Consider the following 26,276-nt stretch of genomic DNA (forward strand, 5'->3'; position numbering starts at 1 on the left):
TCCCTCTCGGCGGCATCCCCGGCGCGGGGTTGCACGGATGTGCGCGAAGTGCCAGGAATTCGCTCGCCGGGCCCGGTGAGCGACGATTCCTGGCACCTCGCGCGACGGGAAGGGTCAGGCGTGCGAGAGCAGAGCGGCCAGGCGCGGCAGCTGCGTGGAGTCCTCGAGAGCCGAACCGACCGCGGCGACGCGCACCCCGGCATCCAGGAACTCCGACACGTTGCCTGCGTCGAGGCCGCCGGTCGCGACGAACCGCACGTCGGGGAACGGGCCGCGGATCACGCGGAACCACGCCGGCCCGAGCCACGTCGCCGGGAACGCCTTGAGCCAGCGCAGCCCGAGCGAGACGGCGAGCTGCACCTCGCTCGGCGTCGCCACCCCCGGGAGGATCGGGATGCCGTGCGCGCGGGCCGCGGCGACCACGGCGGGATCGAGTCCGGGCGACACGAGATAGCGCGCACCGGCCGCCACGGCGACCGGCACCTGGGCGGGATCGACGATCGTTCCGGCGCAGACGATCCGGTCGCGCTCCGCCCCCGCGGCGCACACCGCGCGGAGGGCTTCCTCGTCGGCCGGGGTCTGCAGGGGGACCTCGACGTTGTCGATGCCGAGGTCCCACGCCGTCGCGGCGAGCGCGAGCGAGCGCTCCCGCCCCATGCCGCGCAGGATCGCCATCAGCGGAGCGGAGGTGAGAGTGTCGTCGAACCACGCGGCGGTGGCATCGGGAGGCGTCATGCGGAGGTCCTGTCGAGGTGCGGGGTCGGGAGTGCGGCCGTGTCGTGGATCGAGTCGCCGTAGGTGCGGAGGGTGAGGGCGGCGCGTTCGTGTCCGGCCGCGAGTCGGGCGGAGGCGTCGAGTCCGCGGGCGCGCGCGGCGAGGTAGCCCCCGGCGAAGGCGTCGCCGGCCCCCACCGCATCGAGCACCTCGACGCGCAGCGCGGGTACGAATGTGCGCCGCTCCGACTCGAAGACAGTGGCCCCGATGTCGCCGTCTTTGACGACGAGTTCGGCCACCGCGGGCAGGAGGGCGCGCACGTCGCCGTCGGTCGGGGTCGCCCACAGCGTCTCGGCCTCGTCGCGACCGACGAAGACGACGTCGGCGCGGGCCGCGAGGGCGGCGAGCACGGGGCCCGCCTCCGCCGCGGGCCACAGCGCCGCCCGGTGGTTCACGTCGAAGCTCACCGCGACGCGGACCGCGCGGGCGCGCGTGATGGCCGCGTCGAGGAAGGCGCGCGCCGAGGCGGAGAGGGCGGCGGTGATGCCCGAGACGTGCAGTACGTCGACGTCGTCGAGCGCGAGGGAATCGGCATCCGTCGGGGCGAGGTGCGAGGCGGCGGACCCGGCCCGGTAGTACCGCACCCCCCGTCCGGGGTCCTTGACGTAGAGCCCGGTCGGATGCCGCGCATCGCGCACCACGCCCGTGGTGTCGACCCCGCGCGCCGAGACCTGCCGCAGCACACGGTCGCCGAGGGCGTCGCGTCCGAGGCGGCTCGCCCATCGCGCCGTCATCCCGAGCGCCGCCGCGTGGGCGGCGACGTTGGACTCCGCGCCTCCCGCGTCGACGAGGAAGGTCGCGGCATCCACGACCCCTCCCCCGTCGGAGGGCGCGAGCATCGCCATCGTCTCGCCGACGGCGAGGAGCACGGGCGAGGGGGCGACCATCAGCGCAGGTCGGTGATGGGGGCGGCATCCATGTCGTCGAAGGACTGGTTCTCACCCGCCATGGCCCACACGAAGGAGTAGGCGGCCGTACCGACGCCCGAGTGCAGCGACCAGCTCGGCGAGATCACGGCCTGCTCGTCGCCCACGATGAGGTGCCGCGTCTCGTCGCGCTCGCCCATCAGGTGCACGACGCGCGCGTCGGCGGGGAGGTCGAAGTACAGGTAGCACTCGGTGCGGCGGTCGTGGGTGTGCGCGGGCATGGTGTTCCACATCGACCCGGGATGCAGCTGCGTCACGCCCATGACGATCTGGCAGCTCTTCACACCGTTCTCGTGGATGTACTGGTTGAGGGTGCGGCGGTTGCTGGTGACCTGGTCGCCGAGCTCGCGCACCGTGCCCTCGCCGGGGGAGACGAGCGCCGACGGGTACGCCGTGTGCGCGGGGGCCGAGAACAGGTAGAACCGCGCCCCCTCGCCCGTCGCGGCGTCGGCGAAGACCACGTCGCGAACGCCTCGGCCGAGATACAGGCACGCGCCGGTGACGAGCTCGTGCGCCTCTCCGTCGGCTGTGACCGTGCCGGGCGCGCCAACGTTGACGATGCCGATCTCGCGGTGCTCGAGGAAGTACTCGCTGCGGATCTCGGGGTAGCCGGTGAGTGTGAGCTCCGAGCCCGCGGGCACGGCGCCGCCGAGAACGATGCGGTCGTGGTGCGTGTAGGTCAGCCGCACCTCTCCGGCGACGAACACGTCGTCGATGAGGAACCGCTCGCGCAGCTGCGCGGTGGTCATGCCCGGGATCTGCTCGGGGTGGGTGGCGTAGCGCTGGGGGATGGAGGCGGTCATGCGGTTCTCCTGGGGTCGAGCCCGGCGAGCCGGGCGGGTCGGGGGCCGGCCGGGCGTTGCCGGATGCGGCGGGGCGGGGCGCTCGGGTCGAGCGCGGGGCGGGGTGTCGCTCGGGTGATTGGCTGCTCAGGTCACCGCACGAGCCACCCGCCGTCGACGGGGATCACGGCCCCGGTGACGTAGGCGGCCGCGTCGGAGGCCAGGAACACGAACGCCCCCTGCAGGTCGGCGGGCGTGCCCCAGCGGCCGGCCGGGATGCGGCCGAGGATCGAGGCCTCGCGGTCCGCGTCGGCGCGGATGGGGGCGGTGTTGTCGGTGGCCATGTAGCCCGGCGCGATCGCGTTGACGGTGACGCCGGAGGCCGCCCACTCGTTCGCGAGCGCCTTCGTGAGTCCCGCCACGGCGTGCTTGCTGGCGGCATAACCCGGAACGAGGATGCCGCCCTGGAACGACAGCATCGACGCCACGTTGACGATGCGGCCCCACCCTTGCGCGATCATGCGTCGTCCGGCGGCCTGCGAGAGGTGGAAGACCGCGTCCAGGTTGACCGCGAGCACGTCGTCCCAGTCCTGCGCGCCGTGCTCGGCGGCGGGGGCGCGACGGATCGTCCCGGCGTTGTTCACGAGGATGTCGATGCGCCCGAGCACCTCGGCGGCCTCGTCGATCGCGGCGGCGAGTTCGTCGCGCGAGGCGGAGACGAAGTCGCGGTGGATCGTGTGCACGCGACGCCCGAGTCCGCGGATCAGCTCGGCGGTGTGCGCGGCGTCGCCGCGGTCGATGAGCACGAGGTCGGCTCCGGCCTCGGCGAGCGCGAGGGCCGCGCCCTGACCGAGCCCGCGGCTCGAGCCGGTGACGACGGCGACGCGGCCGTCGAGGCGGAAGGTGTCGAGGATCATGCGGGCTCTCCCGGGGGTGCGATGAAACGGGTGGTGAGGTCGCCGAGGCCGCCGACGCGCACGGTGACCGCGTCGCCGGGGGCGAGCGGGCGGTGCGCCGCCTGCGCGGCGGGGAGCTTCTGCGGCGTGCCGGTCGAGATGACGTCGCCGGGCTCGAGCGTGACCACCTGGCTCAGGTGATGAACGACGAAGGCGACCGAGAAGATGGTGGTCGCCGTCGACTGCGACACGGTGACCTCCCCGTCGCGCACGACCTCGACAAGCAGGTCCTGCGGGTCGACCTCGTCGGCCGTGACGATCCACGGCCCCAGCGGGGCGAAGCCGTCGAAGCACTTGCCCAGCGCCCACTGGCTCTGCTTGCGCTGCCACGACCGGTCGGAGACGTCGTTGAGCAGCGTGTACCCGGCGACGTACGACAGGGCGTCGTCGACGCGCACCGCGTGCGCGCGCCGACCGATCACGACGGCGATCTCGCCCTCGTAGTCGACATCGTCGGCGACGGCGGGGATCACCACGGGGTCGTTCGGACCGCCGAAGGTGTTCGCCGTCTTGACGAAGACGTCGGGACTGGCCGGGTCGTCGGCGGTGGGGTCGACGCCGTCGGGCACGTGCCCGCGGTAGTTGTAGCCGAGGCAGAGCATCGTCCGCGGCACCACCGGTGCCTGCAGCGTCGAGGGATCCAGCGGCGGCAAGGTCGCGGCATCCGTCCGCTGCACGAGGGAACGGATGCCGTCGAGCTCGACGAACAGCTCGGGGACGGGGCGCGGGCCGAGGTCGAGCACGTGGTCGCCCGAAGGACCCGGCACGATGGCCGCCGAGCGATCGCCGACGCGCGCGAGCCTCACCACACGGGCCGCCACTCGGGTCGGGCCGCGCGGGCGAGCGCCTCGAGGTAGAAGTAGTCGCCCCAGAGGGTGCCCTCGTCGACGCCGACGTTCTTCGGCAGGTCGTACACGCTGTGCAGCAGCACCGTGTCGGCGTCCTCGGCTCGCTCCGGGGTGTACCGCGCGATGAGGGAGGCGAGGATCCTCTCCGCTGCGGCGCGCCAGCGCTCGGCACCCTCGGGATCGACCGCGGCGAGCTCGAACAGCCCGCACACGGCGATCGCGCCCGAGGAGCTGTCGCGCGGCGCATCGGCGTCGTCGCCGTAGACGAGGTCCCAGTAGGGCACGTCGTCGGCGGGGAGGTGGGCGAGGAAGTACTCGGCGCAGGTGCGCGAGGCATCGAGGAGCGCGGCGTCGCCGGTCGCCCGGTGGTTCATCGCGAACCCGTAGATGCCCCACGCCTGCCCGCGCGCCCAGCACGAGTCGTCGAAGGCGCCCTGCTCGGTGGCGCCGCGCAGGGGCTCGCCGGTCTCGGCATCCCAGTAGAAGGTGTGGAAGGTCGAGCCGTCGGGGCGCAGGATGCGCTGCCGCAGCTCGGCCGTGTGGCGGGCGACGACGTCGCTGTAGCGCGCGTCGCCGGTCTGCTCGGCCGCCCACGTCAGCAGCGGCATGTTCATGAGGCTGTCGATGATCGTGCGTCCGCGCTGCGCGGGGTCGGCGAGGTCGCCCCACGCCTGGATGATCCCCGCCGACGGCAGGTAGCGGGTCATGAGGTGGTCGGCCGCGGCGAGAGCGCTCGCGCGGGCCTCCTCGTCGCCGAGCAGGCGCCAGGGCGCGACGCACGACAGCGTGTAGAGGAAGCCCAGGTCGTGCGTGTCGAGGTCGCGTTCCCCGCGCACGCGGCGTCCGAAGTCGGCGGCGTGCGCCAGGGCGGCGTCGCGGAACGCCTCGTCGCCGGTCAGCTCCCACGCGATCCACTGCATGCCGGGCCAGAAGCTGGTCGTCCAGCCGCGGTTCTCCCCCTCGGCGAAGCCGGGGACGGCCGGACGCAGCGGATAGCGGTTGGCGCGGGTGGTGTCGTCGGGGTAACGGATGCCGAACGCCTCGATGTTCGCACGGACGGTGTCGAACACCTGCGCGAGGGCGCGGTCGACGTCGGCTCGAGGGGCGTCGACGCGCGCGGCGGCCGCAGCGGTCGGAGGGGAAGTGGTCATGCGGGGGAAAGTCCTTCGGTTCAGACGGCGGCGACCGAGGAGTCGGCCGGAAGCACGGGGCGGAGGCTGAAGCGGGCGTTCGCCCACACGAGGTAGAGGGCGGGCGCGGCGGTCAGGCCCAGCGCCAACGCGGGCGAGGTGGTGAACAGCACGGCCTGACCCGCCAGCACGAGCACGCTGACCAGGCTCAGGTACCAGCGACGGACGGCCAGCACGGCAGCCGTCGACAGCAGGACTCGCAGCGGCGTCCCCGGAGCCTCGACCAGCGCGGTGAGCGCGACCGGCGCGGTGGCCACGACCAGCAGCGCGACCGTGCCGCACAGCGGCACGACGACGACGGCCCAGGATGCCGCCGACACGGCGCGCACGTCGACGAGCACGATCGCGAGGACGGCCGACGCCAGCGCACCGACGACGAGCGCCTTGCGCAGCGTCCGCCGCCAGCCGGCGAAGAAGGCGCGGACGACCCGACCCTCGCCCATCCCGTGCGCCCGGAAGGCGGTGAGGGCGCCGGCGAGCGCGGGGGCGCACAGCGGCAGGGCGATGAGCAGGAGCGGCCACGTCTGCGCGGGATCGGTGGTGAGCAGCAGGAGCACCAGCGGCGCGCAGGTGACGAGCAGGAGCACGTTCACCATGAGCCCGAGGTAGACCGTCGAGAACACGCTCGCGTAGGTGTCGTGGGAGATGCGGCGCATGATCAGCCCTTCATCCCGCTCGTCGCGATGCCCTCGACGAAGTACTTCTGTCCGAAGAGGAACACGATCGCGATCGGCACGACCGACATCGTCAGACCCGCGAACAGCAGGGCGTAGTTGGCGTCGTACAGCGTGCTGACGAAGCTCTGCAGCCCCAGCTGGATGGTCCAGAGGTCGGGGTTGCGCAGATAGATGAGGGGTCCGAGGTAGTCGTTCCAGGTGTTCACGAACGTCAGCAGCGTGAGGCTCGCGATCGCGGGGACCGACAGCGGCAGCATGATCCGCGCCCAGATCCCGTACTCGCTGAGCCCGTCGAGGCGGGCGGCTTCGGAGAGGTCCTCGGGGATCGTGTCGTAGTACTGCTTCATCAGGAACACCCCGAACGCGCCGAAGGCCTGGATGAGGATGATCGCCCAGAGGGTGTTCGACACCTTCAGGTTCGACAGCAGGATGAACTGCGGGATCATGTACGACTGCCACGGGACGGCGATGGTCCCGATGTAGACGAGGAACAGCACATCGCGGCCCGGGAAGCGCATCCGCGAGAACCCGTACGCGGCGAAGGAGCCGGTGAGCACCTGCAGGAAAGTGACCACCACGGCCAGGAGCAGCGTGTTGCGGATCCACGTGAGCATGCCGGACTGCGTCCAGATGTCGATGTAGTTGCTCCACACCCACGTCTCGGGGAACCACTTCACGGGGGCGCTGAAGACGTCGTTCGGCGTCTTGAGCGAGCTCATGATCATCCAGAAGAACGGCAGCAGGAGGGCCGCGGCCGCGACGATCATCACGGCGTAGCCGACGATGCGTCCCACGCGGCGGGCGGGGTGGGCACCGGCGACGGGTCGACGGCGCGGCGGCGTGGCCCCCGCGGTGACGAGCGTGCGGGTGGCGTCGGGAACGAGGAGATCGGTCATCTGGCGTCCCGCTTCTTGTTGATGAAGAACTGCACGAGCGTCACGACGATGCACAGGAGGAACAGCACGATGGATGCCGCCGAGGCGTAGCCGAACTGGTTCTCCTGGAAGCCCTTCTGGTAGATGAACTGCGACAGCACGAGCGTCGACTGCCCGGGGCCGCCCTGCGTCATGACGAGGATGAGGTCGAAGATCTTGAACGAATTGATCGTGAGCATCACGGTCACGAAGAACGTGGTCGGACGCAGGCACGGCAGGGTGACGTTCACGAAGCGCTGCCAGACGTTGGCGCCGTCGACGCGCGCCGCCTCATGCAGCTCGCGGGGCACGGTCTGGAGCCCGGCGAGGAACAGGATCATGTAGTAGCCCATGTCGCGCCACGTGCTGATGATGACGACGGCGGGCATCGCCCACTCCGAGGAGGTGAGCCATCCCGGCGGGTTCTGCAGGCCGAAGAAGCGCAGGATCTCGTTGATGGGCCCGTACTCGGGGCTGAAGAGCAGGTTCCACACCACCGCGATCGCCACGATCGAGGTGATGTAGGGGAAGAAGGCCGCGGTGCGGAAGAACGCCACCCCGCGCAGCTTGTTGTTCAGCAGCAGGGCGAGGCCCAGCGCGACGATCATCGTCAGCGGGATGTGCAGCGCCGCGTAGTAGAGCGTGTTCAGCAGAGCGATGCGGAAGCTGCCGTCGCCGATGAGCCGTTGGAAGTTGGCGATGCCGACGAACGCCGACGAACCGAAGACGTTCCAGTTCGTCATCGACATGTAGAACAGCACGACGACGGGGACGAGCGTCAGGGCCGCGAAGCCCAGGAAGTTGGGGAGGATGAAGCTCCACCCGATGAGGGTGCTGCGCAGCGTCAGACGCGAGCGGCGGCGGGGCCGGCTCGGCTCGGTCTTCGACGCCCGGGGGCGCGTGTCGGCGATGGTCGCCATGGTGTCTCCAGATCGTGAGGGGTGACCGGCCCGGAGGGGTCCGGGCCGGTCACCGACCTGCGGGGTCAGCCGACGCCGACCTCGCTCTTGACGCGGTTCTCGGCGGTGGTGATGGCGTCGTCGATCGAGGTCGATCCCGACATCACGGCGGTGTGCAGGTCGAGCAGGATGTTCTGCACGGCGGCGGTCTTCGCCGAGGTGGGGTTCTCCGGCTTGGTCTCGTGCGTCGACCAGGCGAACTTCGACAGCTCGTCGGTGGGCGCCCCGGCGACGGCGAAGTACGTGTCGGCGACGCTCGAGCTCGTCAGCGCGGGCGTGATGCCCAGGCCCGCGAGCACCTGCGCGCCGTCCTCGCCGGCGGCGAAGGCGAGGAACTTCTTCGCGGCGGCGAGCTTCGTGGCATCCGCCGCCTTGTTGATCGCGAAGCCGGTGGGGTCGCCGAACGTGACGGGGGTCTCCGACTCGCCCGTGGTGGAGGAGTCGTACTGCGGGATGGGGGCGAAGCCCCACGAGAACGGGTCCGCCTCGCCCTTGGCCTGCTGGGCGATGAGGGTCGCGACGTACCAGGTGCCCATGGGCATCATCGCGGCCTGCTGCTTGCCGAACTCGGCCTGGTAGGTGAGCTTGTTGGCGGTGACGGTGTTGTACTCCACCTGCGCGCCGGCCGACTGCAGGCCGAGCGAACGCTCGTAGTACGGCTTCAGGTAGCCGTAGTCGCCCGAGAGGATGTCGACATCGGGCGACTGCGCGTTCGCGAAGCCCTGGACGGTCGACTGCCAGCTGTGCTGGTAGGTGCCGAGGGCGGCGGAGCCGGCGGCGCCGAGCTTCGAGGTCAGCTGCTCGGCGGCCTTCTCGTAGTCGTCCCACGTCCACGAGCCGTCGGGCTCGGCGACGCCCGCCTGGGTGAAGAGGTCCTTGTTGTAGAACAGCACCCACGAGTCCTGGCGGTAGGGCACGGCCCAGGTCGCGCCGTCGACCTCGAACGCCTGCGCCCCGCCGATGTCACCGGGCAGCTCGACGTCGGAGACGTCGGCGAGCTGTCCACCGGCCTGGTAGGTGATGAAGGTCTTGAGGTTCTTCTGGGTGACGATGTCGGGACCCGAACCGGCGGCGAGGTCGGCCGTCATCAGCGTGTCGTAGTTGGCGGAGTCGTACTCCTTGACCTCGACGGTGATGTCGGGGTTCTCCTCGTGGAACTTGTCGGCGAGGGCCTGGAACTCGGGCGTCGTGCTGAGGCTCCACCCCGACATAGACAGCGTGACGGGACCGCTCTGGGCGGGGGCCTCCGACGATCCGCCGCTGCAGGCGGTCAACGACAGAGCGGCGACGATGCCCACCCCGGTCGCGACGACGATCTTGCGCTTCATGCGTGCTGCTCCTTTGCGATTGCGTGCCGGGCACCGCTTCGGGCCCGAGAGTGCCGGTGCGCCCCGCGCGGGGCTCCGGAGTCTGTGAGAGGGGTGCGCGTGCGCCGGCCGTCGGGCCAGGTCACGTCGACGACCGTGTCCTCGCCCGCGCCCTCGATCGCGAGCCGCGGCTCGGCCGCCTCGGCGGTCGTGTCGCCGCTCAGGGTCACGAGCGCCGCGAACGGCACCCCGACCGCGGCGTCCCAGGTCAGGACGGGGATGGCGGCCGTCTCCCCCAGCGGGCTGGCCCCGCGACGGACCGTCACGCGCGAGGTGGCCTCGGGGGTGAGGGCCCGGATGCCGGACACCCGGCCGTCCGCGTGCGCTTCGGCCGCGCCCGTCGAGGTCGCGTGCGCGGGCTCGGCGCCCGCGAGCGCCCACCCGCCCATCCGCACGCGCAGCGCGTCGAGGTCGACGCCCGGAGCGACGTGATCGAGTCGCGCGATGCGCACCTCCCACGCACCCCGCGCGAGCGAGGTCACCGTCATCCGCCCGAGGGACTGCGCCGCGCCCGCGAGGCCGGCACCGTGACGGTGCGTGGTGGGGGTGGCGTCGATGAGGTGCACGTCGGATGCCGACGCGGCGACGCCGACGCCCTCGTGCACCGTCACGCCGAGCGGCTCGAGGGCGGTGCGATGCGTGGCGCGACCCGCGGCGTCGACGAGGACGACGGCCTGCTCGAGCGGGTCGCTCCACGCGAGGTCGTCGAGCAGCGGGGCCGTGGCCGTGGAGTAGCCGATGCGCGCGTAGAGCGGAGAGTCCGCCGTGCGCGTTCCGGGGCGGGCCTTGTCGGTGCCGTGATTGATGATGCGCACGATGCCGTCGGCGCGCGTGGCCGACACGATCCAGCCCGCGGCGACGACGGCGCGGAGATCGTCGGCCTCCGAGATCGGCAGGGGCTCGTCGGGAGCCGCCCAGACGTCGTGATCGGCGGGCAGCATGATGCCCATCAGTCCCTTGACCGCCCAGTAGGGCGATCCGGGACCGGAGTACGACTGAGCGAGAGCCGGCCACTCGTGGTGCCATCCGAGCGTCAGCAGGTGCTCGCCGTCGGGCGCGCCACGGGCGACGAAGTGGTCGACGATCGCACCGGCCGCGTGACGCAGACGCCCCGCGCCGAGCGACGGGACGCCCGCGACGGCCCCCGCCCAGAACGGCGCTGCGGCGGCGAAGCGGTAGATGAGGCTGCGGCCCTGCAGCAGGGGCGATCCGTCGCTTCCGACGAGGTGCACCGCGTCGAGGAGGAACCGGTCCAGCCGTGCGACGTCGAGCGCCCGACGCTCGCCGGCCAGGTCGGCCGCCCCCGTCATGCGGGGCCAGAGCACGGGGTAGACGTGCAACGCCCAGCCGACGTAGTGGTCGAAGGCGCGCTCGTCGCCGTCGGAGAGCCATCCGTCCTCGCGGACGAAGGAATCGTGGCGGGCGAGATCCGCGGCGATGTCGGCGGCCGACCAGGGCCCGCCGACCGAGCGGAGGAACGTCTGCACGACGATGCGGAACCACACCCAGTTCGTCTGCGGGTAGGTCTCGTCGCCCACGACCGGGGCCAGGTAGGCGATGACCCGCTCCCTCGTGCGTGCGTCGAGGGTGTCCCAGATCCATTCCCGCGTCAGATCGAGGGCGAGGGCGAGCGACGCGGCCTCCACTTTGGCCTGCGCGTGCTCGTCCGTCCGCACCCACCGGTCGGCCGCGTCGGGGTCGACCCCTGTCCGCACGCCCTCGGCGAAGAAGGCGATCAGCTCGTCGACGTCCTGCCCGCGCGCCCCGGCGATGCGGAACCCGGCGAGGAGGAAGACGCGGGCGAAGCCCTCGAGGCCGTCGACGGCCGCGCCATAGCCCCCCTCGGCGCCCGGGAACACGATGCGCCCGCGCCCGGGGCTCGCGTGCCGCAACGCCGCGTCGATCAGGGCGTCGGCGACGGCGAGCCAGTCGCTGCGCTGCCCACCGGCGAGGCGGGGAAGAGCGGAAGTCGCCACGGGTTCTCCTTCGAAGGCCGTCCGTCCACCCGAGCCATGGGGTGAACGAGTGCGAGCGTATCAATCAGAAAACAACACAGCAACATCTTTTCTGAATCCTAATGATCGTTTATGATCGTTTAAGCGATGCACCCCGCTCGAAGGAGACCGATGCCGTTCCCCACCGCCGCGTTCCGCGGCCCGCTCGCCGCGGTCGTCGAGAGCGCCGAACTGGTCACCCCCGATGACGCCCTCCCCGTCCCGCCGGCATACGTCCGCGCCGTCTGGGACCGCGAGCGCGGCACGGTCGACGGGGCCGCCGCGGACCGGATCCTGACCCGCGCCCACGCCGAGCGCGCCACGCCCTGGCCGCAGCCCCGCGCGAGCGACGCGGCGCGCGTCCACCGCGACGGCGACCGCACCGCATGGGAGGACGCCGCGTTCGCACGCCAACGGCGCCTCAGCCGCGCCGCGGTGGCCGCGGCGGTCACCCTCGACGACGACGCGATCGATGAGGTCGTGGACGGCGTGATGCTGCTGTGCGAGCAGAGCTCGTGGTGCTGGCCCGCCCACGACGACACCCGACGGGTGCACGGGTCGGTACTCGCGACCGTGACGGACCCGTTCGTCGACCTCGGCGCGGGCGAGGCCGTGGCCCAGCTCGCGTGGATCGACCATCTCCTCGGAGCCGCCCTCGACGCCCGTGCCCCCGGCATCCGCGCCCGGATCCGCCACGAGGCGCGCGTGCGCGTCTTCGAGCCGTTCCAGCGACGACGCGACTGGCACTGGATCGGCCTCGACGGCGACGTCCACAACTGGAACCCCTGGATCCACGGCAACGTCGTCGTCGCCGCCCTGCGCCTGCTCGACGCCCTCGCCGAGACCGAGGAGCGCGACCGGGTCGTCGGCCTCGCCGTCGAGGGACTCGACCGGTACGTCGCCGCCCTGCCCGCCGACGGCGCGATCGACGAGGGGTACGCGTACTGGTGGAACGGCGCGTGCCGCGCCCTCGAGGCACTCGACGTGCTCGCCCACGCGACGGCCGGCGCCGTCGACGCGACGGGCATCGCCTCGCTGCGCGAGACCGTGGCCTTCCCCCACCGCTCGCACCTCGGCGGCGACTGGTTCGTCAACCACGCCGACGGCCAGGCCCGGCCGCCCGCCGATCAGCCCTGGCACGCCCTGCAGCGGGCCGCCCGACGCTACGGCGATGACGACGCCGCCGCCCTGGCCGAAAGCCACCGGCATCCGGGATCACCCGCCGCGACGGAGCGCGAGGGCCTCGGCCGACTGCTGCGCGGTCTCACCGATCCCGCCTGGGTGACGGCCTCCGCCGGCACCCCTCCCCTTCCGCGCGACGTGTGGCTGCCCTCGACCGAAGTGGTGCTCGCGCGCGAGGCGGGAGGCTCCTCCACCGGCCTTGCGCTGGTCGCGAAGGGCGGCCACAACGCCGAGCACCACAACCACAACGACGTCGGCTCGTTCCTCGTCGCCGTGGACGGCGTGCCGGTGATCGTCGACGCCGGTCGCCCCACCTACACCGCCGCCACTTTCGGCCCCGACCGCTACGACATCTGGACCATGCAGAGCGGATGGCACAACGTGCCCGTCGTGCGCGGGCGCACGCAACCGGCGGGGAGGGATGCCGCCGCACGCGGTGCCGCGGCCGAGATCGGCGACGCGCGGACGACGTTCTCGCTCGAGCTCGCGGACGCCTACCCCGAAGCCGGCCTCGCGTCGTGGCGGCGGCGCGCGACGCTCGATCGCACGCAGCATCGCGTCGAGATCGCCGACGCATGGGTCTTCGTCGACGGCGCTCCCACCGGCACCGACACGGTGCTCCACGTGCTCGTCGCGGGCGCTGTCCGGCTCGAATCGGGCGGTGCGCGCGTCACTCCGATCGGGGAAGCACGCCCGGTCCGTCTGCGATGGCCGAGTGACGTCGAGGCGACCGAGGAGGTGCGGGACCTCGACGATCCGATGCTCACCGAGGTGTGGGGCGAGCGACTCACGCGCCTCGCCCTTCCCCTGGCATCCCGCACACAGCTCCGGCTCACGGTAGAACTGGACACACCGATCGAGGACCTCCCATGACCGACACCACCGGGCATCAGCCCCTGGCCGCGGAACGCCGCGCCCACATCCTGAGCACGCTGCACAGCGACGGCGCCGTGCGCATCTCACAGCTCACCGAAGACCTGGGGGTCGCCACGGTGACGCTGCGCCGCGACCTCGCCCAGCTCGAGAAGGAGGGGGTGCTGCGTCGGGTGCACGGCGGAGCCGTGGCCGGAGAGAGCACACCGGCGCGCCCCGAGCCCTCCGCCGACGAGACGCAGGCCGGATCGATCGCCGTCCTCGTCCCCTCGCTCGCCTACTACTGGCCGGGGGTCGTGCGCGGGATGGAGACGGCTGCGCAGCGCCTCGGCTACACGACGCTGCTGCGCGGAGCCTCGTACGAGCTGCAGGACGAACGTCCCGTGCTCGACCGCCTCGTCGCGAGCGGCGACGTCCGCGGGCTGATCGTCGCGCCGAACACCGACACCGCCCACGCCGGCGACGTCATGCGCTGGCTGGCCGACTGCCCCGTGCCGAGCGTCCTCGTCGAACGCGACGCCGTGCCCGGGGCGGGCGGCATCCCGATGGAGTCGGTGACGACCGACCACGCGCTCGGGGCCCTGCTCGCGGCCCGGCACCTCGCGACCCTCGGCCACCGCAAGGTGGGGCTGATCCTCTCGCGCCACTCCCCCACCTCGCGCAAGATCGCCGCGGGCTGGCAGACCGCGTGCGAGGAGCTCGCCCTCACCCCCGCCGACCACTTCGAGCAGACACTGCCCGACCGCACGAGCCCCGACTTCTCCGATGTGGTCAACGCGACCCTCGACTCGGCGCTCGCCACCGGCGTCACGGCCCTGCTCGTGCACTCCGACCCCGAGGCGATGGCCTTCGTCGACCTCGCGTTGACGAGGGGGATCTCGGTGCCCGACGACCTGTCGATCATCGCGTACGACGACGAGGTCGCCCAGCTGTTCACCCCCGCCCTCACCGCCGTCAGTCCACCGCGCGCGAGCGTCGGCGAAGCCGCAGTCGAACTGCTCGCCCGGCGCATCGCGAAGCCCGACCGGCCGGTGCATCGCGTGCAGCTCAGCCCGCGCCTGAATGTGCGCGCCTCGACGGCGGCCCCGCGATCATGAGCACGCCCTCGGCGCGCGACTTCTCGCCGTGGACGTTCGCGACCGAGGCCCCGCCCGAGGAGCGGGAGCGCGCTCGGGCGCACCTCGCCGCGCTGACGTCCGCGCATCCCGACTGGCGCGTCGGGGACGACGTCTTCCTCTCGGAGCACGCCGGTCTCGATCCCGAGGCCTTCGCGATCGGCGACCGCTCCTACGTCGCCACCGGCGCGTACCTCACCGGCACGATCGCCATCGGGGCGGACTGCTCGATCAACCCGTACGCCGTCGTGCGCGGTGACGTACGTCTCGGCGACGCGGTCCGGGTCGGCGCCCACACCTCGATCATCGGCTTCAACCACTCGTTCGAACCGGGCACCGAGGTGTTCCGCCAGCCCCTGACCTCTCGGGGCGTGCGCATCGGGTCCGACGTGTGGATCGGCTCGCACGTCGTCGTGCTCGACGGCGTCACGGTCGGCGATCACGCGGTGCTGGCGGCGGGAGCCGTGGTGACGAAGGACGTCGCCGCCGGAGCGATCGTCGGCGGCAACCCGGCCCGCCTCCTGCGCTGGCGCGTCCCGCCCGAGCGGGCCGGCGAGCCGCGGCGCGACGATCTCACCGCCTTCGCCGATCGCGCGCGCGACGAGCTTCCTGCGGTGCTGGGCCGCGCCCGGGTCGACGGGGGCTTCCGCGATCGCCCCGACGCCGCCCCGACCCTGCGCGCGGTGTGCGACGCCGTCGAGCTCTCCGCCCTGCTGCACGACGCGCCTCCCCCGGGCGACGACCGCGCCGGATGGACCGAGGTGATCGCCGCGCAGCAGCGCCCCGCGACCGGTCTCGCGACCGACGCGGCCACGCTGTGGGACGACCCCGACGCGGCGTACGGCGTGCTCAGCGCCGGCTACGCCCTCGACCTCCTGGGCGGCCGGTTCGCCCACCCGCTCGCCGACGTCGTCGACGCGGACGCGGCGGGCCTGATCGCACGACTCGACGCCCTGCCGTGGGACACCGACCCCTGGCGCGCGGGACACCACGTCGACGCGATCGGCACGGCCCTGCACTGGAGCGGCCGACGGCAAGATGCCATTCCCCCGGGGGTCGCCGAGGCGCTGTTCGGGTGGCTCGCCCTCCGCGCCGACCCGGGCACGGGCATGTGGGGCCGCCCCGGCGTCGACGGCGACCTCCGATTGCTCGTCAACGGCTTCTACCGTGCCGCCCGCGGCACGCTCGCCCAGGCCGGGCTCGACGTCCCGCACCCTGAGGCCGTGATCGACACGGTGCTGCGGCACGCACGCGATGACAGGTGGATGCGCCGCGACCGCCGCGACGCCTGCACCGTGCTCGACATCGCGCATCCGCTGTGGCTGACCCGCTCGACCGGCTATCGCCGTGACGAGGTGCGCACCCTCGCCGACGATCTGCTGCGGCACGCCCTCACCGGATGGCACGCGGGTGCGGGCCTCTCCTTCCGTCTGGATGCCGGCGAGCCCGGCCTGCAGGGCACCGAGATGTGGCTCGCGATCGTCTGGTACCTCGCCGATCTGCTCGAGTGCTCGGATGCGCTGGGCTATCGCCCGCGGGGCGTGCACCGGCCGGAGCCCGCTCCGCGCTGATCGCGTCCCCTCCCGAGGCCGGGCGACCAGCGCGCGACTGACGCGGCCGCGCCGCTCGCTCGAGGGCGAACGACGCGGCCGCGTGTTCTCGGGGTCAGCTCTCGGTGGAGCCGGCTCCGCGACGGCGGCGCCACAGCAGCACCCCGCCGAGCAGGAGCAGCAGCACCGCACCCGCACCCGTCACGGCGAGACCTTCGGCGTGCATGCCCGTGTTCGCGAGGCCGCTCGAGGAGCCACCCGCCGTCGAGCCGGAGCCCGACGACGAGCCGGAACCGGCGGGCGAACCGGAGCCCGTGCCGGAACCGCTCCCGGAACCCGTGCCCGGGTCGGTACCGGCACCCGGGCCGGTCCCCGCGCCCGGGTCGGCGCCCGGGCCCGGATCGGTGCCGGTGCCCGGGTCGACCGGTGCCGCTTCGGGCACGATCGACGCCGAGCGCGCCGACGCAGCGGTGAAGCCCTGCGCGGAGGCCGTGACCTCCACGGAGATCTCGCGGCCCTCGTCGGCGGCGGTCAGTACGTACGCGTCGGCCGTGGCCCCGTCGATCGCCGCGCCGTCGCGCAGCCAGGCGAACGAGAGCGCGGCATCCGCCGGGTCGGTCGCGGCCGTGGCCCGGACGGTCGAGCCGACGCGCGCCGCGCCGGCCACGTCGGGGGTGCCGATGCCGACGGTGCGGTTCACGGTCACCGTGTACGAGCGCGCGGTCCCGTCGGGTGCGGTCACCCGAACGGTGCCCACGCCGTCGGCGTCACCGGGCGGGGTGATCTCGACCGAGGCATCCTGGTCGACGGCCAGGGCGTGCAGGGTCGGCCACGCCGCTCCGGTGGACGAGACGGTGTAGGCGAGGGTGCCGGGCGCGAAGCCCTCCACCGGAGCGTCGCCGACGGTGAGGCGTGCGAGATCCGCGACACCGGCGGGCGCCGCCGAGACCGCGTAGATCTCGACCTCCGAGACGATCATGTGCGTCTGCGGGCGCGCGTTCAGGATGACGCGCACCTCGTCGGCCGCACCCGTGACGGGAACGTCGACCTTCGGGGCGCCACGGGACGGGTTCGGAACGGCGACCTCGTCACCCGGCACCCACTCGCCCCCGCTCACGCGGTGGTCGACGCGCAGGGTCGTAGGCCAGCTGAGGGTTGTGCCGTCCTGGAAGAACTGCACCGACACGTGGCTGAGGGTCTCGCGCTGGGCGAGGACGTAGCTCAGGGTGTCCTGCGTGTTCTTCGAACCGCCGCGCCAGTTCGACCAGCCCTTGTCGGTCGTGATGCCGTTGATGGTGTTGCCGACCGGGTAGCCCGACTCGGTGTACGTCGCCGAGGGCGCGCTCTGCGGGGCGACGTTGCGCTCCGACGCGGCGGTGACGATCACCGTCAGCGTCGCCTCCAGACGCTCGCCCGCCGGGCCGGTCGCCACACCCGGCACCGTGACGGTGCCCGGCTGCGCGAGCGCGGAATCGGTCACGCCGTTCCAGTCCCACTCGACAGGGAGTGCGAAGCCGGAGCCCGAGGGATGCAGTTCCGCCTCGACCGTGGTGTCGGCCAGGCTCCGCACCGCCGAGACCGCGCTGCCCGCCGCCACGGTCACGGAGGCCGGACGCGTGGCCGTGTACGGGCCCACCTCGACGGTGGCCGTCGCCTCGAACGCGCCGCCGAAGAGGTCGGTGCCGGTTCCCCGCACCGTCACGGTTCCGGGCCTCGACACGTCCACATCGTCGAGCTGCCAGGCGACCGCGGCGGTGCGCTGGATGCCACCGGCGTAGCGGACCGTCACGGTCGCGGGAAGCGTCGGGGTCACGCCCACCGCCGTGGCCGCCGACACCGGGTCGGTGCCGACGACGGTGGTACCGGCGATCTTCCACTGCTGATTGCCGCCGCCGTTGCTCGTCCACAGACCCACGGTCGCCCCGGGGGTGGTGCTGGCCTGGTTGACGTCGAGCACGCGCTCGCTCGCGACGTTCAGCAGCGAGTAGTAGTCGCCGTCGGTGGTCGAGGCCATCCACTGCGTCGCAGGATCGGCCGCGGCCGCGGCCGGCTCGGCGTCGACCAGGGCGGTGCCGCCGCTGCGGGAGGCGAGGAACTTCCCGGTGCCGTTCTGGAGCGTGAAGCGGTGGCGGTTCGTTCCCTCGCCGTCGATGGTGCGAACGGTCCAGGACTGCGCCCGAGCCGCTTCGGCCGTGGTCGCGGTGGCGCGGATCGCGAGACCCGAGGACGCGTCCAGGGCCAGGCCGCTCTGCACGCCCGTGAGCTGCACCGTCTGGCCGTCGCGGAACGCCGCGGCATCGGCGGAGACGCCGGAGACACCGTCGATGACGAAGGTCGTGACCGACTTCGCCGGCACCGTGACGGTCGCCGTGCGGGTCGTCGGGTCGACGGCCACCTTCGCGCCTTCCTTCAGCGCGTTGACGGTGGGCTGCGCCGCCGTGGACTGCGTGGTCACGACGGGGGTGACCGTGGCGCCGGGAGCGATCGTCGCGAAGTCGCTCAGATCGATCTGCACGGTCTTCTCCGATGCGTCGGAGTTGACGTGCACGATCGTCGCCCCTTGCCCGTCGGCGTCGATCGCCGCGGTGGACTGCGCGTTGTCGGTCGACATCAGGCGGTCGCCCGGGTGGATGTAGTGGGTGAAGTTGCGGACGGTGTTGTACTTCTCGTTGGTCAGCACCTTGCACGACGGGTCCGCCTCGCCGTCGGCGATGCGGCGGAGCGACTTGCCCTCGGCGTTGCAGTCGAAGTCGATGTAGACGCTCCCCCAGTTGAGGTTCTCGACCTTCTGCATGTTGTAGAGGTCTTCGACCGGCTGCCAGAACACCCACGCGCTCGGCTCGAGCTCGCGGAGGTCGCCGACGATGTGCTCGGCCATGCCGATGCCGTTGGTGATGTCGTTGGTCGTGAATCCCCCGGCGGTCCAGTTGCCCTCGACCTCGCTCATCCACAGGGGCTTGTCCGCGGCCTTGGCGATGTCACGCACCACCTGGCGCCCGCTCGTGCCGTAGGTGTGCACGTTGAGCTGGTGGACGAGGCTCTTCGACTGCGCCGACCAGGCGTTCCAGTTCGACGCGAAGATGCCGGGGTTGGTCTCGTCCATCGCCGAGATGACGGCATCCGTCGTCGTGCTCGGCTGAGCGAGCCGCGCGGAGAGCGCCTTCACCATGGCGTCCTGCGCCTGGGGGCCGATGTGCGCGCCCTCCTGGCGACCACCGGTGGGCCATTTCGCCCCGTTCGGGATCTGGGTCTGCCAGTAGTTCGTGTTGGGCTCGTTGAACGGGTCGATCGTGTCGAAGTGGATGCCGTGAGCCTTCTCGAGCTCGTCGACGACGTTGACGAGATAGCCGGCGAAGGTGTCCATGTCCGCGGGGGCGAGCTGCTCGCTGGTGGCGTTGTTGATGCCGCCGGAGACGTAGCCGCTTTGCGTGAGGAAGTACGGCGGAGAGTTGCTGAAGGCTTCCCAGTGGGTGACCTTGTCCTTGAGCGCGTCGAGCCACCAGCGCTGCGCGGAGTCCGCGTCGAAGTCGTAGGCGTTCGGGTCGTCGGGGTTCCACGCGGCCTTGTACCGCGCGCGGTCGGCGTAGTCGGAGGTGATGGCCCCCTGGGCGTCGCTCGCCTGCAGGTCGGGGTTCCAGAACCCGGGCACGGCGCCTCCGGGGCGCAGGTACGCGGGCACGTCGGAGGCGTTGCCGCCCCCGATGTTGTACCGGGCGATGTTGAGGTTCAGGCCGTCCTCGCCGAACACCGCGTCGAAGAGCTTCTGGCGCACATCGGCCGGGTAGTTGCCGGTGGCGTTCGCGAACCACACCAGGCTCGTGCCCCAGCCCTCGAACGGCTCCGCCGCGGACGCGGGGTTGGGCGTGATCCGCACGGCGGAGGGGGGCGCGGCAGCGGCCGAGGCGGCGGGGGCCACGCTGGTGGCCGCGATCCCGCCGGCAGCCAGGGCGACAGCGCAGGTCATCGACAACAGTCGAGCTGACTTCATCGTCATTTCCGATCCGGCCGCCACAGTGCGGCCTCGCAGGTGGTGATGTTGACGTCAACATGTTGACGTCAACACCCAACCTAGCCGACGACCCGGAGTGACACAACGCCTCCGGCGTGCGCTCAGCGAGCGGGGCCGGACGAGGCGCGCCGCACCAACGACGTCGGCACGAGCGTGCGCGCGTGCTCGCCGCCGGTGCCCTCGATGTCGGCGATCAGCGCCGTCATCGCCTCCTCCCCCACGCGCTCGAAGCGCTGGCGGACGGTGGTGAGGGGAGGCCAGAAGTTCGCCGACTCGGGCATGTCGTCGAAGCCGACGACGCTGACGTCGCCGGGCACGGTGCGCCCGGTCTCGTGGAGAGCGCGGATGACGCCGAGCGCCATCTGGTCGTTCGCCGCGAACACGGCCGTCACCTCGGGCATCGTGGCCAGCGCGAGGCCGATGCGGTGCCCCGACTCGGCCGTCCAGTCGCCGATCTGCACGTCGGGCACGCGGCATCCGCGCTGCTCGAGGGCCTCGCGCCAGGCGTCGCGTCGGCGCTCGGCCGCGAAGGACTCCGGCGGCCCCGACACATGCCACACCGTCTCGTGGCCGAGGTCGAGCAGGTGCTCGGTCGCGAGCTTCGCCCCCTGCGCCTGATCGTTGTCGACGACCGCGTACGGGTAGTCGGCGCTGGAGTCGACGACCACGACGGGCAGCCCCGACGGGATCGACAGCTCGTTCTCGCCCAGGCGGTGCGTCTCGATCAGGATGACGATGCCATCGACGGCGTGCTCGCGCAGACGGAGGAAGGCGCCCGACACGTCGGACTGCGACGCCGACTGCACGGTGATGAGGGTGATGGAGTACCCGGATGCCGCCGCCATCGACGCGAGGGCGTCGAGGGTGCGGGTGTTGCCGTAGGAGCTCAGCGAGAACATGATCACGCCGATGCTGCGGAACCGCCCGGAGCGCAGGGCGCGCGCCGCGCTGTTGGGGCGGTACCCCAGGGCCGACATCGCGTCGAGCACGCGCTGACGCGTCTCGGGATCGACGTTCGCACGCTCGTTCGCCACGCGCGAGACCGTCTGGCCCGACACCCCCGCCGCCGCGGCCACGTCGGCCATCGACACCTCCCTCCGACGCTCGCGCGTCGGGATCGCGGTCGACGTCGTCGTCGTTTCGCTCATGCCTGCCCCCTCGGGATGTTGACGTTGACACCCTAGCGCGCGGGGGTTATGTTTACGTCAACATCTCGACGACCCGGCCGGGATGCGCACCAACGAAGAGGCACCGGACGATGACGACCACTGCGGCACCCCCGCCCGCCCAGCGTTCCCCGCGGCGCAAGCGACGCACCCGAATCGACGATCGAGGCTGGCTGTTCGTCGCCCCCTTCGCTCTCGTCTTCGCGCTCGTGTTCCTGGCGCCCCTGGCCTACAGCGTCTACCTCAGCCTGTTCCGCGACCAGCTGATCGGCGGCAACGCATTCGTCGGCTTCGAGAACTACATCACCGCCTTCGGCGACCCCAAATTCTGGGACGGCTTCGGGCGGGTGGCGGTGTTCCTCGTCGTGCAGGTGCCGGTCATGCTGCTGCTGGCTCTGGCCGCCGCGCTCGCGATCGACAGCGCCCGACTGCACGCGGCGGGCTTCTACCGCATCGTCATCTTCCTGCCCTACGCCGTGCCCGCGGTCGTCGCCGTGCTCATGTGGGGCTACATCTACGGCGACCAGTTCGGCCTGACCCGCAACCTCAACGACCTGTTGGGCGGACAGGTCGTCCAGCCCTTCCTCCCCGAGTGGATGCTGCTGTCGATCGGCAACATCGTGACCTGGCAGTTCGTGGGCTACAACATGCTCATCTTCTACTCCTCGCTGAAGACCATCCCCAGCGAGCTCTACGAAGCGGCGTCCATCGACGGCGCGGGCGCGTGGCGCACGATCTTCTCCATCAAGATCCCCGCGGTGCGCGGCGCCATCGTCATCGCCACGATCTTCTCGATCATCGGCAGCTTCCAGCTGTTCAACGAGCCCAACATCCTCAAGCCTCTGGCGCCGAACACGATCTCGACGTTCTTCACGCCGAACATGTACGCGTACAACCTCTCGTTCGCCGGCCAGCAGTACAACTACGCCGCCACGATCGCCATCATCATGGGCGTCATCACCGCGGTGATCGCCTACGTCGTGCAGCTGCGCGGCTCACGTCAGGAGACGCGATGACCACCGCGACCGCACCCCGCACCGACACCGTCGCCGTGACCACGCCCCGCAGCGGCCGGGCCGGCACGCGCTTCGCGCGCACCTCTCCCACGCACGGCAAGAAGTCGATCGTGCTGAGCATCGTCATGGGCCTGTACCTGCTGTACACGCTCGTCCCGCTGTTCTGGCTCGTCATCAACGCCACCAAGACGCAGCCCGACCTGTTCACGACCTTCGGCCTCGGGCCCGGCAACACCTTCGCGCTGTTCGACAACATCGCGCAGACGCTGACCTATCGCGACGGCATCTTCGTCCGCTGGCTCGGCAATACCCTGCTCTACGTCGTGGTCGGTGCGGGCGGCGCGACGCTGCTCGCCACTCTCGCCGGTTACGGTCTGGCGAAGTACAACTTCCGTGGCCGCAAGGCGGTCTTCGCCGTCGTCCTCGGCGCGATCGCGGTGCCGGGAACCGCCCTCGCGGTGCCGACGTTCTTGCTGTTCAGCCAGCTCGGGATCACCAACACCCCGTGGGCGATCATCATCCCCTCGCTCATCAGCCCCTTCGGTCTGTACCTCATCTGGGTGTACGCCACCGACGCCATCCCCACCGAGCTGCTCGAGGCCGCGCGCATGGACGGCGCGGGCGAGTTCCGCACGTTCTTCACCATCTCGATCCGCCTGCTCACACCGGGCATCGTGACCGTGCTGCTGTTCGCGGTCGTGGCGACCTGGAACAACTACTTCCTGCCGTTGATCATGCTCAGCGACCCCACCTGGTACCCGCTCACCGTCGGGCTCAACCAGTGGAACGCGCAGGCCATCGGCGTGGGCGCCCAGCCCATCTACAACCTCGTGATCACCGGGGCGCTGCTGTCGATCCTCCCGATCGTCGCCGCGTTCCTCGTGCTGCAGCGCTTCTGGCAGTCGGGCCTGAGCGCGGGCAGCGTCAAGCAGTGATCCGCTGACCCCCCACCGCGCATCGCCCCTCCGCGGGACGTCGCACCTGCATCCGCAACACCATCCACAACAACGAAGTAGAGGAAACCGATGACATTCATGCGCAAGGGCTCCGCCATGCGGCGGACCGTCTTCGCCGTCGCCGCCACCGCCCTGTCGGTCGGCGCGCTCACCGCGTGCTCGGGCGGCAACGCCGGCGGCGCAGCCGCCGGTTCGGCCGACGACATCGAGAAGGCCCTCGAGGCCGGTGGCGAGCTCACGTACTGGTCGTGGACCCCGTCGGCCGAGGCGCAGGTCGCCGCGTTCGAGAAGAAGTACCCCAACGTCAAGGTGAACTACGTCAACGCGGGCACCAACACCGAGGAGTACACCAAGCTCCAGAACGCGATCAAGGCCGGCTCGGGCGCCCCCGACGTCGTGCAGATCGAGTACTACGCCTTCCCGCAGTTCGCGCTCTCGGACTCGCTGCTGGACCTGTCGTCGTACGGCTTCGCCGACCTCGAGGGCGACTACGCCACCGGACCCTGGGGCTCGGTCGACTTCGACGGCAAGATCTACGGCCTCCCGCAGGACTCGGGCCCCATGGCCCTGTTCTACAACAAGAGCGTCTTCGACCAGTACGGCATCGCGGTGCCCACCACGTGGGACGAGTACTACGCCGCCGCCCAGAAGCTGCACGCGGCCGACCCCACCAAGTACATCACCGCCGACACCGGCGACTCCGGCTTCACCACCAGCATGATCTGGCAGGCCGGCGGCACCCCCTTCACGACCACCGGCGACGCGGGCACCGACGTCACCATCGACCTGCAGGACGCCGGCTCGAAGAAGTTCGCCCAGAACTGGAACCGCCTGATCGAGGGCGACCTGCTCTCCAGCACGCCCAGCTGGAGCGACGAGTGGTTCAAGGGCCTCGGAGACGGCTCGATCGCCTCGCTCGTCATCGGCGCCTGGATGCCCGGCGTCCTGGAGTCCTCGGTGAAGGACGGCGCCGGCAAGTGGGCCGTCGCCCCGATCCCGACCTACGACGGCAAGCCTGCGACGGCGGAGAACGGTGGCGGCGGCCAGGCCGTGACCAAGCAGAGCAAGAACCCCGCCCTGGCGGCCGGCTTCCTGAAGTGGCTGAACAACGACGAGGAGAGCCTGAAGATCTTCGCGGAGTCGGGCGGCTTCCCCTCCACCACCGCACAGCTGAGCGACTCGTCGTTCGTCGACCAGAAGTCGGACTACTTCGGCGGCCAGCAGATCAACCAGGTGCTGACGCAGGCGTCGAGCGACGTGGTCAAGGGCTTCAGCTACCTGCCCTTCCAGGTCTACGCCAACAGCATCTACAGCGACACCGTCGGCCAGGCCTACGCCAACAAGAGCGATCTGAACGCCGGCCTCACGACGTGGCAGGACCAGCTCGTCCAGTACGGCAACGACCAGGGCTTCTCGGTCAACAAGTAAGAGTCAACTCCGGGGCGGGCCGCAGCGAAGGCATGCGGCCCGCCCCCTCCCTTTCCCTCCCGAGGAGAGCCATGAGCACCCCCACCCGCATCCGTGTCGACCGCGCCGCAGTCGGCTCCGAGGTCCCCCGCCGCCTGTTCGGCTCGTTCGTCGAGCACATGGGCCGCTGCGTGTACGACGGCATCCACTCCCCCGGCCACGACACCGCGGACGCCGCAGGCTTCCGTGCGGACGTGCTCGAGCTCGTCCGTGAGCTCGGTGCCACGGTCGTGCGCTACCCCGGCGGCAACTTCGTCTCGGGCTACCGCTGGGAGGACGGGGTGGGCCCGTGCGACGAGCGCCCCGTGCGCCTGGATGCCGCGTGGCACAGCACCGAGACCAATCAGGTGGGGCTCCACGAGTTCGCCGAGTGGGCGGATGCCGCGGGCCTCGAGGTCATGGAGGCGGTCAACCTCGGCACGCGCGGTGTCGCCGAGGCCGCCGACCTGCTCGAATACACGAACCATCCCTCCGGCACGGCGCTCAGCGACAAGCGCCGCGCGAACGGACGTGAGGACCCGTTCGGCATCCGCCTGTGGTGCCTCGGCAACGAGATGGACGGTCCCTGGCAGATCGGCCACAAGACCGCCGACGAGTACGGCCGCCTCGCCGCCGAGACCGCGCGCATGATGCGCTTCATCGATCCGACCGTCGAGCTCGTCGCCGCCGGCAGCTCGAACCACGAGATGCCCACGTTCGGGGAGTGGGAGCGCACGGTACTCCGTCACACCGCCGGCCTCGTCGATCACATCTCGGTGCACGCGTACTACGAAGAGGACCCGGCCGACCCGGCGAGTTTCCTCGCGAGCGGCGCCGCCCTCGACCGCTACATCTCCGACGTCGTCGACATCATCGACGAGGTCGGCGCCACCACCCCCGAGGGCGGGACGATCGGCATCAGCGTCGACGAGTGGAACGTGTGGAATCAGACCCGCTGGAACGAGGTCGACAAGCCCCGCGTCTTCACCGGAGACTGGCCCGTCGCCCCGCGCCTGATCGAAGACGACTACACCGTCACCGACGCCGTCGTCGTCGGCTCCCTGCTCATCACGCTCATCCGCCGCTCCGACCGGGTCTCGATGGCCAACCTCGCGCAGTTGGTGAACGTCATCGCCCCGATCCGCACCGAGCCCGGCGGGGGCGCGGCCTGGCGCCAGAGCACGTTCCACCCGTTCGCGCTGACCGCGCGGGCGGCATCCGGTCGCGTCGTGCACCCCGTCGTCGAGGGCGCCACGATCGACACCGCGCGGCACGGGTCCGTCGACGCGGTCGATGCCGTCGCCACCGTCGACCGCGATACCGTCTCGGTCTTCCTCGCCCACCGCGACCTCGACGCCCCCACCCCGGTCGAGCTCGACCTGGGGGCGGTGGCCGAGGTCGACGCGGTCGTGATCACGGTCCCCGAGGGCCGCGACCGCCACACCACCAACTCCGCCGCCGGCGAGCCCGTCGCCCCGCAGCCCCTGTCCGTCGACGTGGGGGCCGACGGCATCCTGCGCTTCACCCTCCCCGCCCTCGCCTGGGTGCGCCTGACGGCGCGCCTCACCGACTGACC

20 protein-coding genes are annotated in these 26,276 nt (G+C 71.5%); 7 read left to right on the forward strand and 13 right to left on the reverse strand.

The window, feature by feature from the left end; translation table 11 throughout:
* Window positions 1-114 precede the first annotated feature (114 nt).
* The 11 genes from ACFZA2_RS16800 to ACFZA2_RS16850 all read right to left on the reverse strand — a co-directional run bounded on the left by ACFZA2_RS16800 (window position 115) and on the right by ACFZA2_RS16850 (window position 11,369).
* A complete protein-coding gene (locus ACFZA2_RS16800) occupies window positions 115-735 on the reverse strand; it encodes a bifunctional 4-hydroxy-2-oxoglutarate aldolase/2-dehydro-3-deoxy-phosphogluconate aldolase (RefSeq protein ID WP_391407094.1) in 621 nt (206 codons plus the stop codon).
* Window positions 732-1,661 carry a sugar kinase gene (locus tag ACFZA2_RS16805; RefSeq protein WP_391407095.1) on the reverse strand — a complete coding sequence of 310 codons (930 nt, stop codon included), beginning with the start codon at window positions 1,659-1,661 and terminating at the stop codon, window positions 732-734. The genes ACFZA2_RS16800 and ACFZA2_RS16805 overlap by 4 nt, the downstream gene beginning before the upstream one ends.
* On the reverse strand, window positions 1,661-2,503 hold the full coding sequence (kduI, locus tag ACFZA2_RS16810; protein ID WP_391407097.1) for a 5-dehydro-4-deoxy-D-glucuronate isomerase: 843 nt from the start codon (window positions 2,501-2,503) through the stop codon (window positions 1,661-1,663). Before kduI ends, ACFZA2_RS16805 begins: the two co-directional genes overlap by 1 nt.
* Before the next feature lie 131 nt (window positions 2,504-2,634).
* Window positions 2,635-3,399, reverse strand: coding sequence for a 2-dehydro-3-deoxy-D-gluconate 5-dehydrogenase KduD (gene kduD, locus ACFZA2_RS16815; protein WP_391407099.1), 765 nt, complete (start codon window positions 3,397-3,399; stop codon window positions 2,635-2,637).
* A complete protein-coding gene (locus ACFZA2_RS16820) occupies window positions 3,396-4,205 on the reverse strand; it encodes a fumarylacetoacetate hydrolase family protein (RefSeq protein ID WP_391407101.1) in 810 nt (269 codons plus the stop codon). The genes kduD and ACFZA2_RS16820 overlap by 4 nt, the downstream gene beginning before the upstream one ends.
* A gap of 35 nt (window positions 4,206-4,240) precedes the next feature.
* Window positions 4,241-5,437 carry a glycoside hydrolase family 88 protein gene (locus ACFZA2_RS16825; RefSeq protein WP_391407102.1) on the reverse strand — a complete coding sequence of 399 codons (1,197 nt, stop codon included), beginning with the start codon at window positions 5,435-5,437 and terminating at the stop codon, window positions 4,241-4,243.
* A gap of 20 nt (window positions 5,438-5,457) precedes the next feature.
* Complete coding sequence (locus tag ACFZA2_RS16830; protein WP_391407103.1) at window positions 5,458-6,132, reverse strand: DUF624 domain-containing protein; 675 nt, start codon at window positions 6,130-6,132, stop codon at window positions 5,458-5,460.
* A gap of 2 nt (window positions 6,133-6,134) precedes the next feature.
* On the reverse strand, window positions 6,135-7,049 hold the full coding sequence (locus ACFZA2_RS16835; protein WP_315994492.1) for a carbohydrate ABC transporter permease: 915 nt from the start codon (window positions 7,047-7,049) through the stop codon (window positions 6,135-6,137).
* Window positions 7,046-7,987, reverse strand: coding sequence for a carbohydrate ABC transporter permease (locus tag ACFZA2_RS16840; protein WP_391407105.1), 942 nt, complete (start codon window positions 7,985-7,987; stop codon window positions 7,046-7,048). Before ACFZA2_RS16840 ends, ACFZA2_RS16835 begins: the two co-directional genes overlap by 4 nt.
* Window positions 7,988-8,052: 65 nt before the next feature.
* A complete protein-coding gene (locus ACFZA2_RS16845; protein WP_391407107.1) occupies window positions 8,053-9,354 on the reverse strand; it encodes an ABC transporter substrate-binding protein in 1,302 nt (433 codons plus the stop codon).
* The gene (locus ACFZA2_RS16850) at window positions 9,351-11,369 is read right to left on the reverse strand and encodes a DUF2264 domain-containing protein (RefSeq protein ID WP_391407109.1); all 2,019 of its coding nucleotides are present in this window, start codon (window positions 11,367-11,369) and stop codon (window positions 9,351-9,353) included. Before ACFZA2_RS16850 ends, ACFZA2_RS16845 begins: the two co-directional genes overlap by 4 nt.
* 150 nt (window positions 11,370-11,519) lie before the next feature.
* On the opposite strand from ACFZA2_RS16850, the gene ACFZA2_RS16855 reads away from it, so the two are divergent.
* From ACFZA2_RS16855 to ACFZA2_RS16865, 3 genes are read left to right on the forward strand one after another with little or no spacing between them, the layout of a single operon-like run.
* Window positions 11,520-13,442: a heparinase II/III family protein gene (locus tag ACFZA2_RS16855; RefSeq protein ID WP_391407111.1), complete on the forward strand. Its 1,923-nt coding sequence runs from the start codon at window positions 11,520-11,522 to the stop codon at window positions 13,440-13,442.
* Window positions 13,439-14,539: a substrate-binding domain-containing protein gene (locus ACFZA2_RS16860; RefSeq protein ID WP_391407113.1), complete on the forward strand. Its 1,101-nt coding sequence runs from the start codon at window positions 13,439-13,441 to the stop codon at window positions 14,537-14,539. Before ACFZA2_RS16855 ends, ACFZA2_RS16860 begins: the two co-directional genes overlap by 4 nt.
* The gene (locus ACFZA2_RS16865) at window positions 14,536-16,128 is read left to right on the forward strand and encodes an acyltransferase (protein WP_391407115.1); all 1,593 of its coding nucleotides are present in this window, start codon (window positions 14,536-14,538) and stop codon (window positions 16,126-16,128) included. The genes ACFZA2_RS16860 and ACFZA2_RS16865 overlap by 4 nt, the downstream gene beginning before the upstream one ends.
* Before the next feature lie 94 nt (window positions 16,129-16,222).
* On the opposite strand, the gene ACFZA2_RS16870 is transcribed toward ACFZA2_RS16865, so the two are convergent.
* Together ACFZA2_RS16870 and ACFZA2_RS16875 are read right to left on the reverse strand one after the other, a co-directional pair.
* A complete protein-coding gene (locus ACFZA2_RS16870; protein WP_391407117.1) occupies window positions 16,223-20,071 on the reverse strand; it encodes an Ig-like domain-containing protein in 3,849 nt (1,282 codons plus the stop codon).
* A gap of 146 nt (window positions 20,072-20,217) precedes the next feature.
* Entirely contained in the window at window positions 20,218-21,264 is a 1,047-nt protein-coding gene (locus ACFZA2_RS16875; protein ID WP_391407119.1) for a LacI family DNA-binding transcriptional regulator, read from the reverse strand.
* A gap of 110 nt (window positions 21,265-21,374) precedes the next feature.
* On the opposite strand from ACFZA2_RS16875, the gene ACFZA2_RS16880 reads away from it, so the two are divergent.
* The 4 genes from ACFZA2_RS16880 (at window position 21,375) to ACFZA2_RS16895 (ending at window position 26,274) form a co-directional block, all read left to right on the forward strand.
* Window positions 21,375-22,298 carry a carbohydrate ABC transporter permease gene (locus tag ACFZA2_RS16880; protein WP_391407121.1) on the forward strand — a complete coding sequence of 308 codons (924 nt, stop codon included), beginning with the start codon at window positions 21,375-21,377 and terminating at the stop codon, window positions 22,296-22,298.
* 125 nt (window positions 22,299-22,423) lie between these two features.
* Window positions 22,424-23,233 carry a carbohydrate ABC transporter permease gene (locus ACFZA2_RS16885; RefSeq protein WP_315994608.1) on the forward strand — a complete coding sequence of 270 codons (810 nt, stop codon included), beginning with the start codon at window positions 22,424-22,426 and terminating at the stop codon, window positions 23,231-23,233.
* Between the two features lie 90 nt (window positions 23,234-23,323).
* A complete protein-coding gene (locus ACFZA2_RS16890; protein ID WP_315994482.1) occupies window positions 23,324-24,682 on the forward strand; it encodes a sugar ABC transporter substrate-binding protein in 1,359 nt (452 codons plus the stop codon).
* 71 nt (window positions 24,683-24,753) lie between these two features.
* On the forward strand, window positions 24,754-26,274 hold the full coding sequence (locus ACFZA2_RS16895; protein ID WP_391407123.1) for an alpha-N-arabinofuranosidase: 1,521 nt from the start codon (window positions 24,754-24,756) through the stop codon (window positions 26,272-26,274).
* Window positions 26,275-26,276: the final 2 nt, after the last annotated feature.

The sequence above is a fragment of the Microbacterium sp. NPDC007973 genome (genome assembly GCF_042958465.1).
Taxonomy (GTDB): Bacteria; Actinomycetota; Actinomycetes; order Actinomycetales; family Microbacteriaceae; genus Microbacterium; species Microbacterium galbum.

Excerpts from the sequence above, each read along its gene's own strand:
- ACFZA2_RS16800 (WP_391407094.1), bottom strand. The coding sequence starts at position 735 with ATGACGCCTCCCGATGCCACCGCCGCGTGGTTCGACGACACTCTCACC.
- ACFZA2_RS16855 (WP_391407111.1), top strand. The coding sequence starts at position 11,520 with ATGCCGTTCCCCACCGCCGCGTTCCGCGGCCCGCTCGCCGCGGTCGTC.
- ACFZA2_RS16890 (WP_315994482.1), top strand. The coding sequence starts at position 23,324 with ATGACATTCATGCGCAAGGGCTCCGCCATGCGGCGGACCGTCTTCGCC.
- ACFZA2_RS16845 (WP_391407107.1), bottom strand. The coding sequence starts at position 9,354 with ATGAAGCGCAAGATCGTCGTCGCGACCGGGGTGGGCATCGTCGCCGCT.
- ACFZA2_RS16860 (WP_391407113.1), top strand. The coding sequence starts at position 13,439 with ATGACCGACACCACCGGGCATCAGCCCCTGGCCGCGGAACGCCGCGCC.
- kduI (WP_391407097.1), bottom strand. The coding sequence starts at position 2,503 with ATGACCGCCTCCATCCCCCAGCGCTACGCCACCCACCCCGAGCAGATC.
- kduD (WP_391407099.1), bottom strand. The coding sequence starts at position 3,399 with ATGATCCTCGACACCTTCCGCCTCGACGGCCGCGTCGCCGTCGTCACC.
- ACFZA2_RS16880 (WP_391407121.1), top strand. The coding sequence starts at position 21,375 with ATGACGACCACTGCGGCACCCCCGCCCGCCCAGCGTTCCCCGCGGCGC.
- ACFZA2_RS16885 (WP_315994608.1), top strand. The coding sequence starts at position 22,424 with ATGGGCCTGTACCTGCTGTACACGCTCGTCCCGCTGTTCTGGCTCGTC.
- ACFZA2_RS16895 (WP_391407123.1), top strand. The coding sequence starts at position 24,754 with ATGAGCACCCCCACCCGCATCCGTGTCGACCGCGCCGCAGTCGGCTCC.
- ACFZA2_RS16870 (WP_391407117.1), bottom strand. The coding sequence starts at position 20,071 with ATGACCTGCGCTGTCGCCCTGGCTGCCGGCGGGATCGCGGCCACCAGC.
- ACFZA2_RS16825 (WP_391407102.1), bottom strand. The coding sequence starts at position 5,437 with ATGACCACTTCCCCTCCGACCGCTGCGGCCGCCGCGCGCGTCGACGCC.
- ACFZA2_RS16840 (WP_391407105.1), bottom strand. The coding sequence starts at position 7,987 with ATGGCGACCATCGCCGACACGCGCCCCCGGGCGTCGAAGACCGAGCCG.
- ACFZA2_RS16805 (WP_391407095.1), bottom strand. The coding sequence starts at position 1,661 with ATGGTCGCCCCCTCGCCCGTGCTCCTCGCCGTCGGCGAGACGATGGCG.
- ACFZA2_RS16830 (WP_391407103.1), bottom strand. The coding sequence starts at position 6,132 with ATGCGCCGCATCTCCCACGACACCTACGCGAGCGTGTTCTCGACGGTC.
- ACFZA2_RS16875 (WP_391407119.1), bottom strand. The coding sequence starts at position 21,264 with ATGAGCGAAACGACGACGACGTCGACCGCGATCCCGACGCGCGAGCGT.
- ACFZA2_RS16835 (WP_315994492.1), bottom strand. The coding sequence starts at position 7,049 with ATGACCGATCTCCTCGTTCCCGACGCCACCCGCACGCTCGTCACCGCG.
- ACFZA2_RS16865 (WP_391407115.1), top strand. The coding sequence starts at position 14,536 with ATGAGCACGCCCTCGGCGCGCGACTTCTCGCCGTGGACGTTCGCGACC.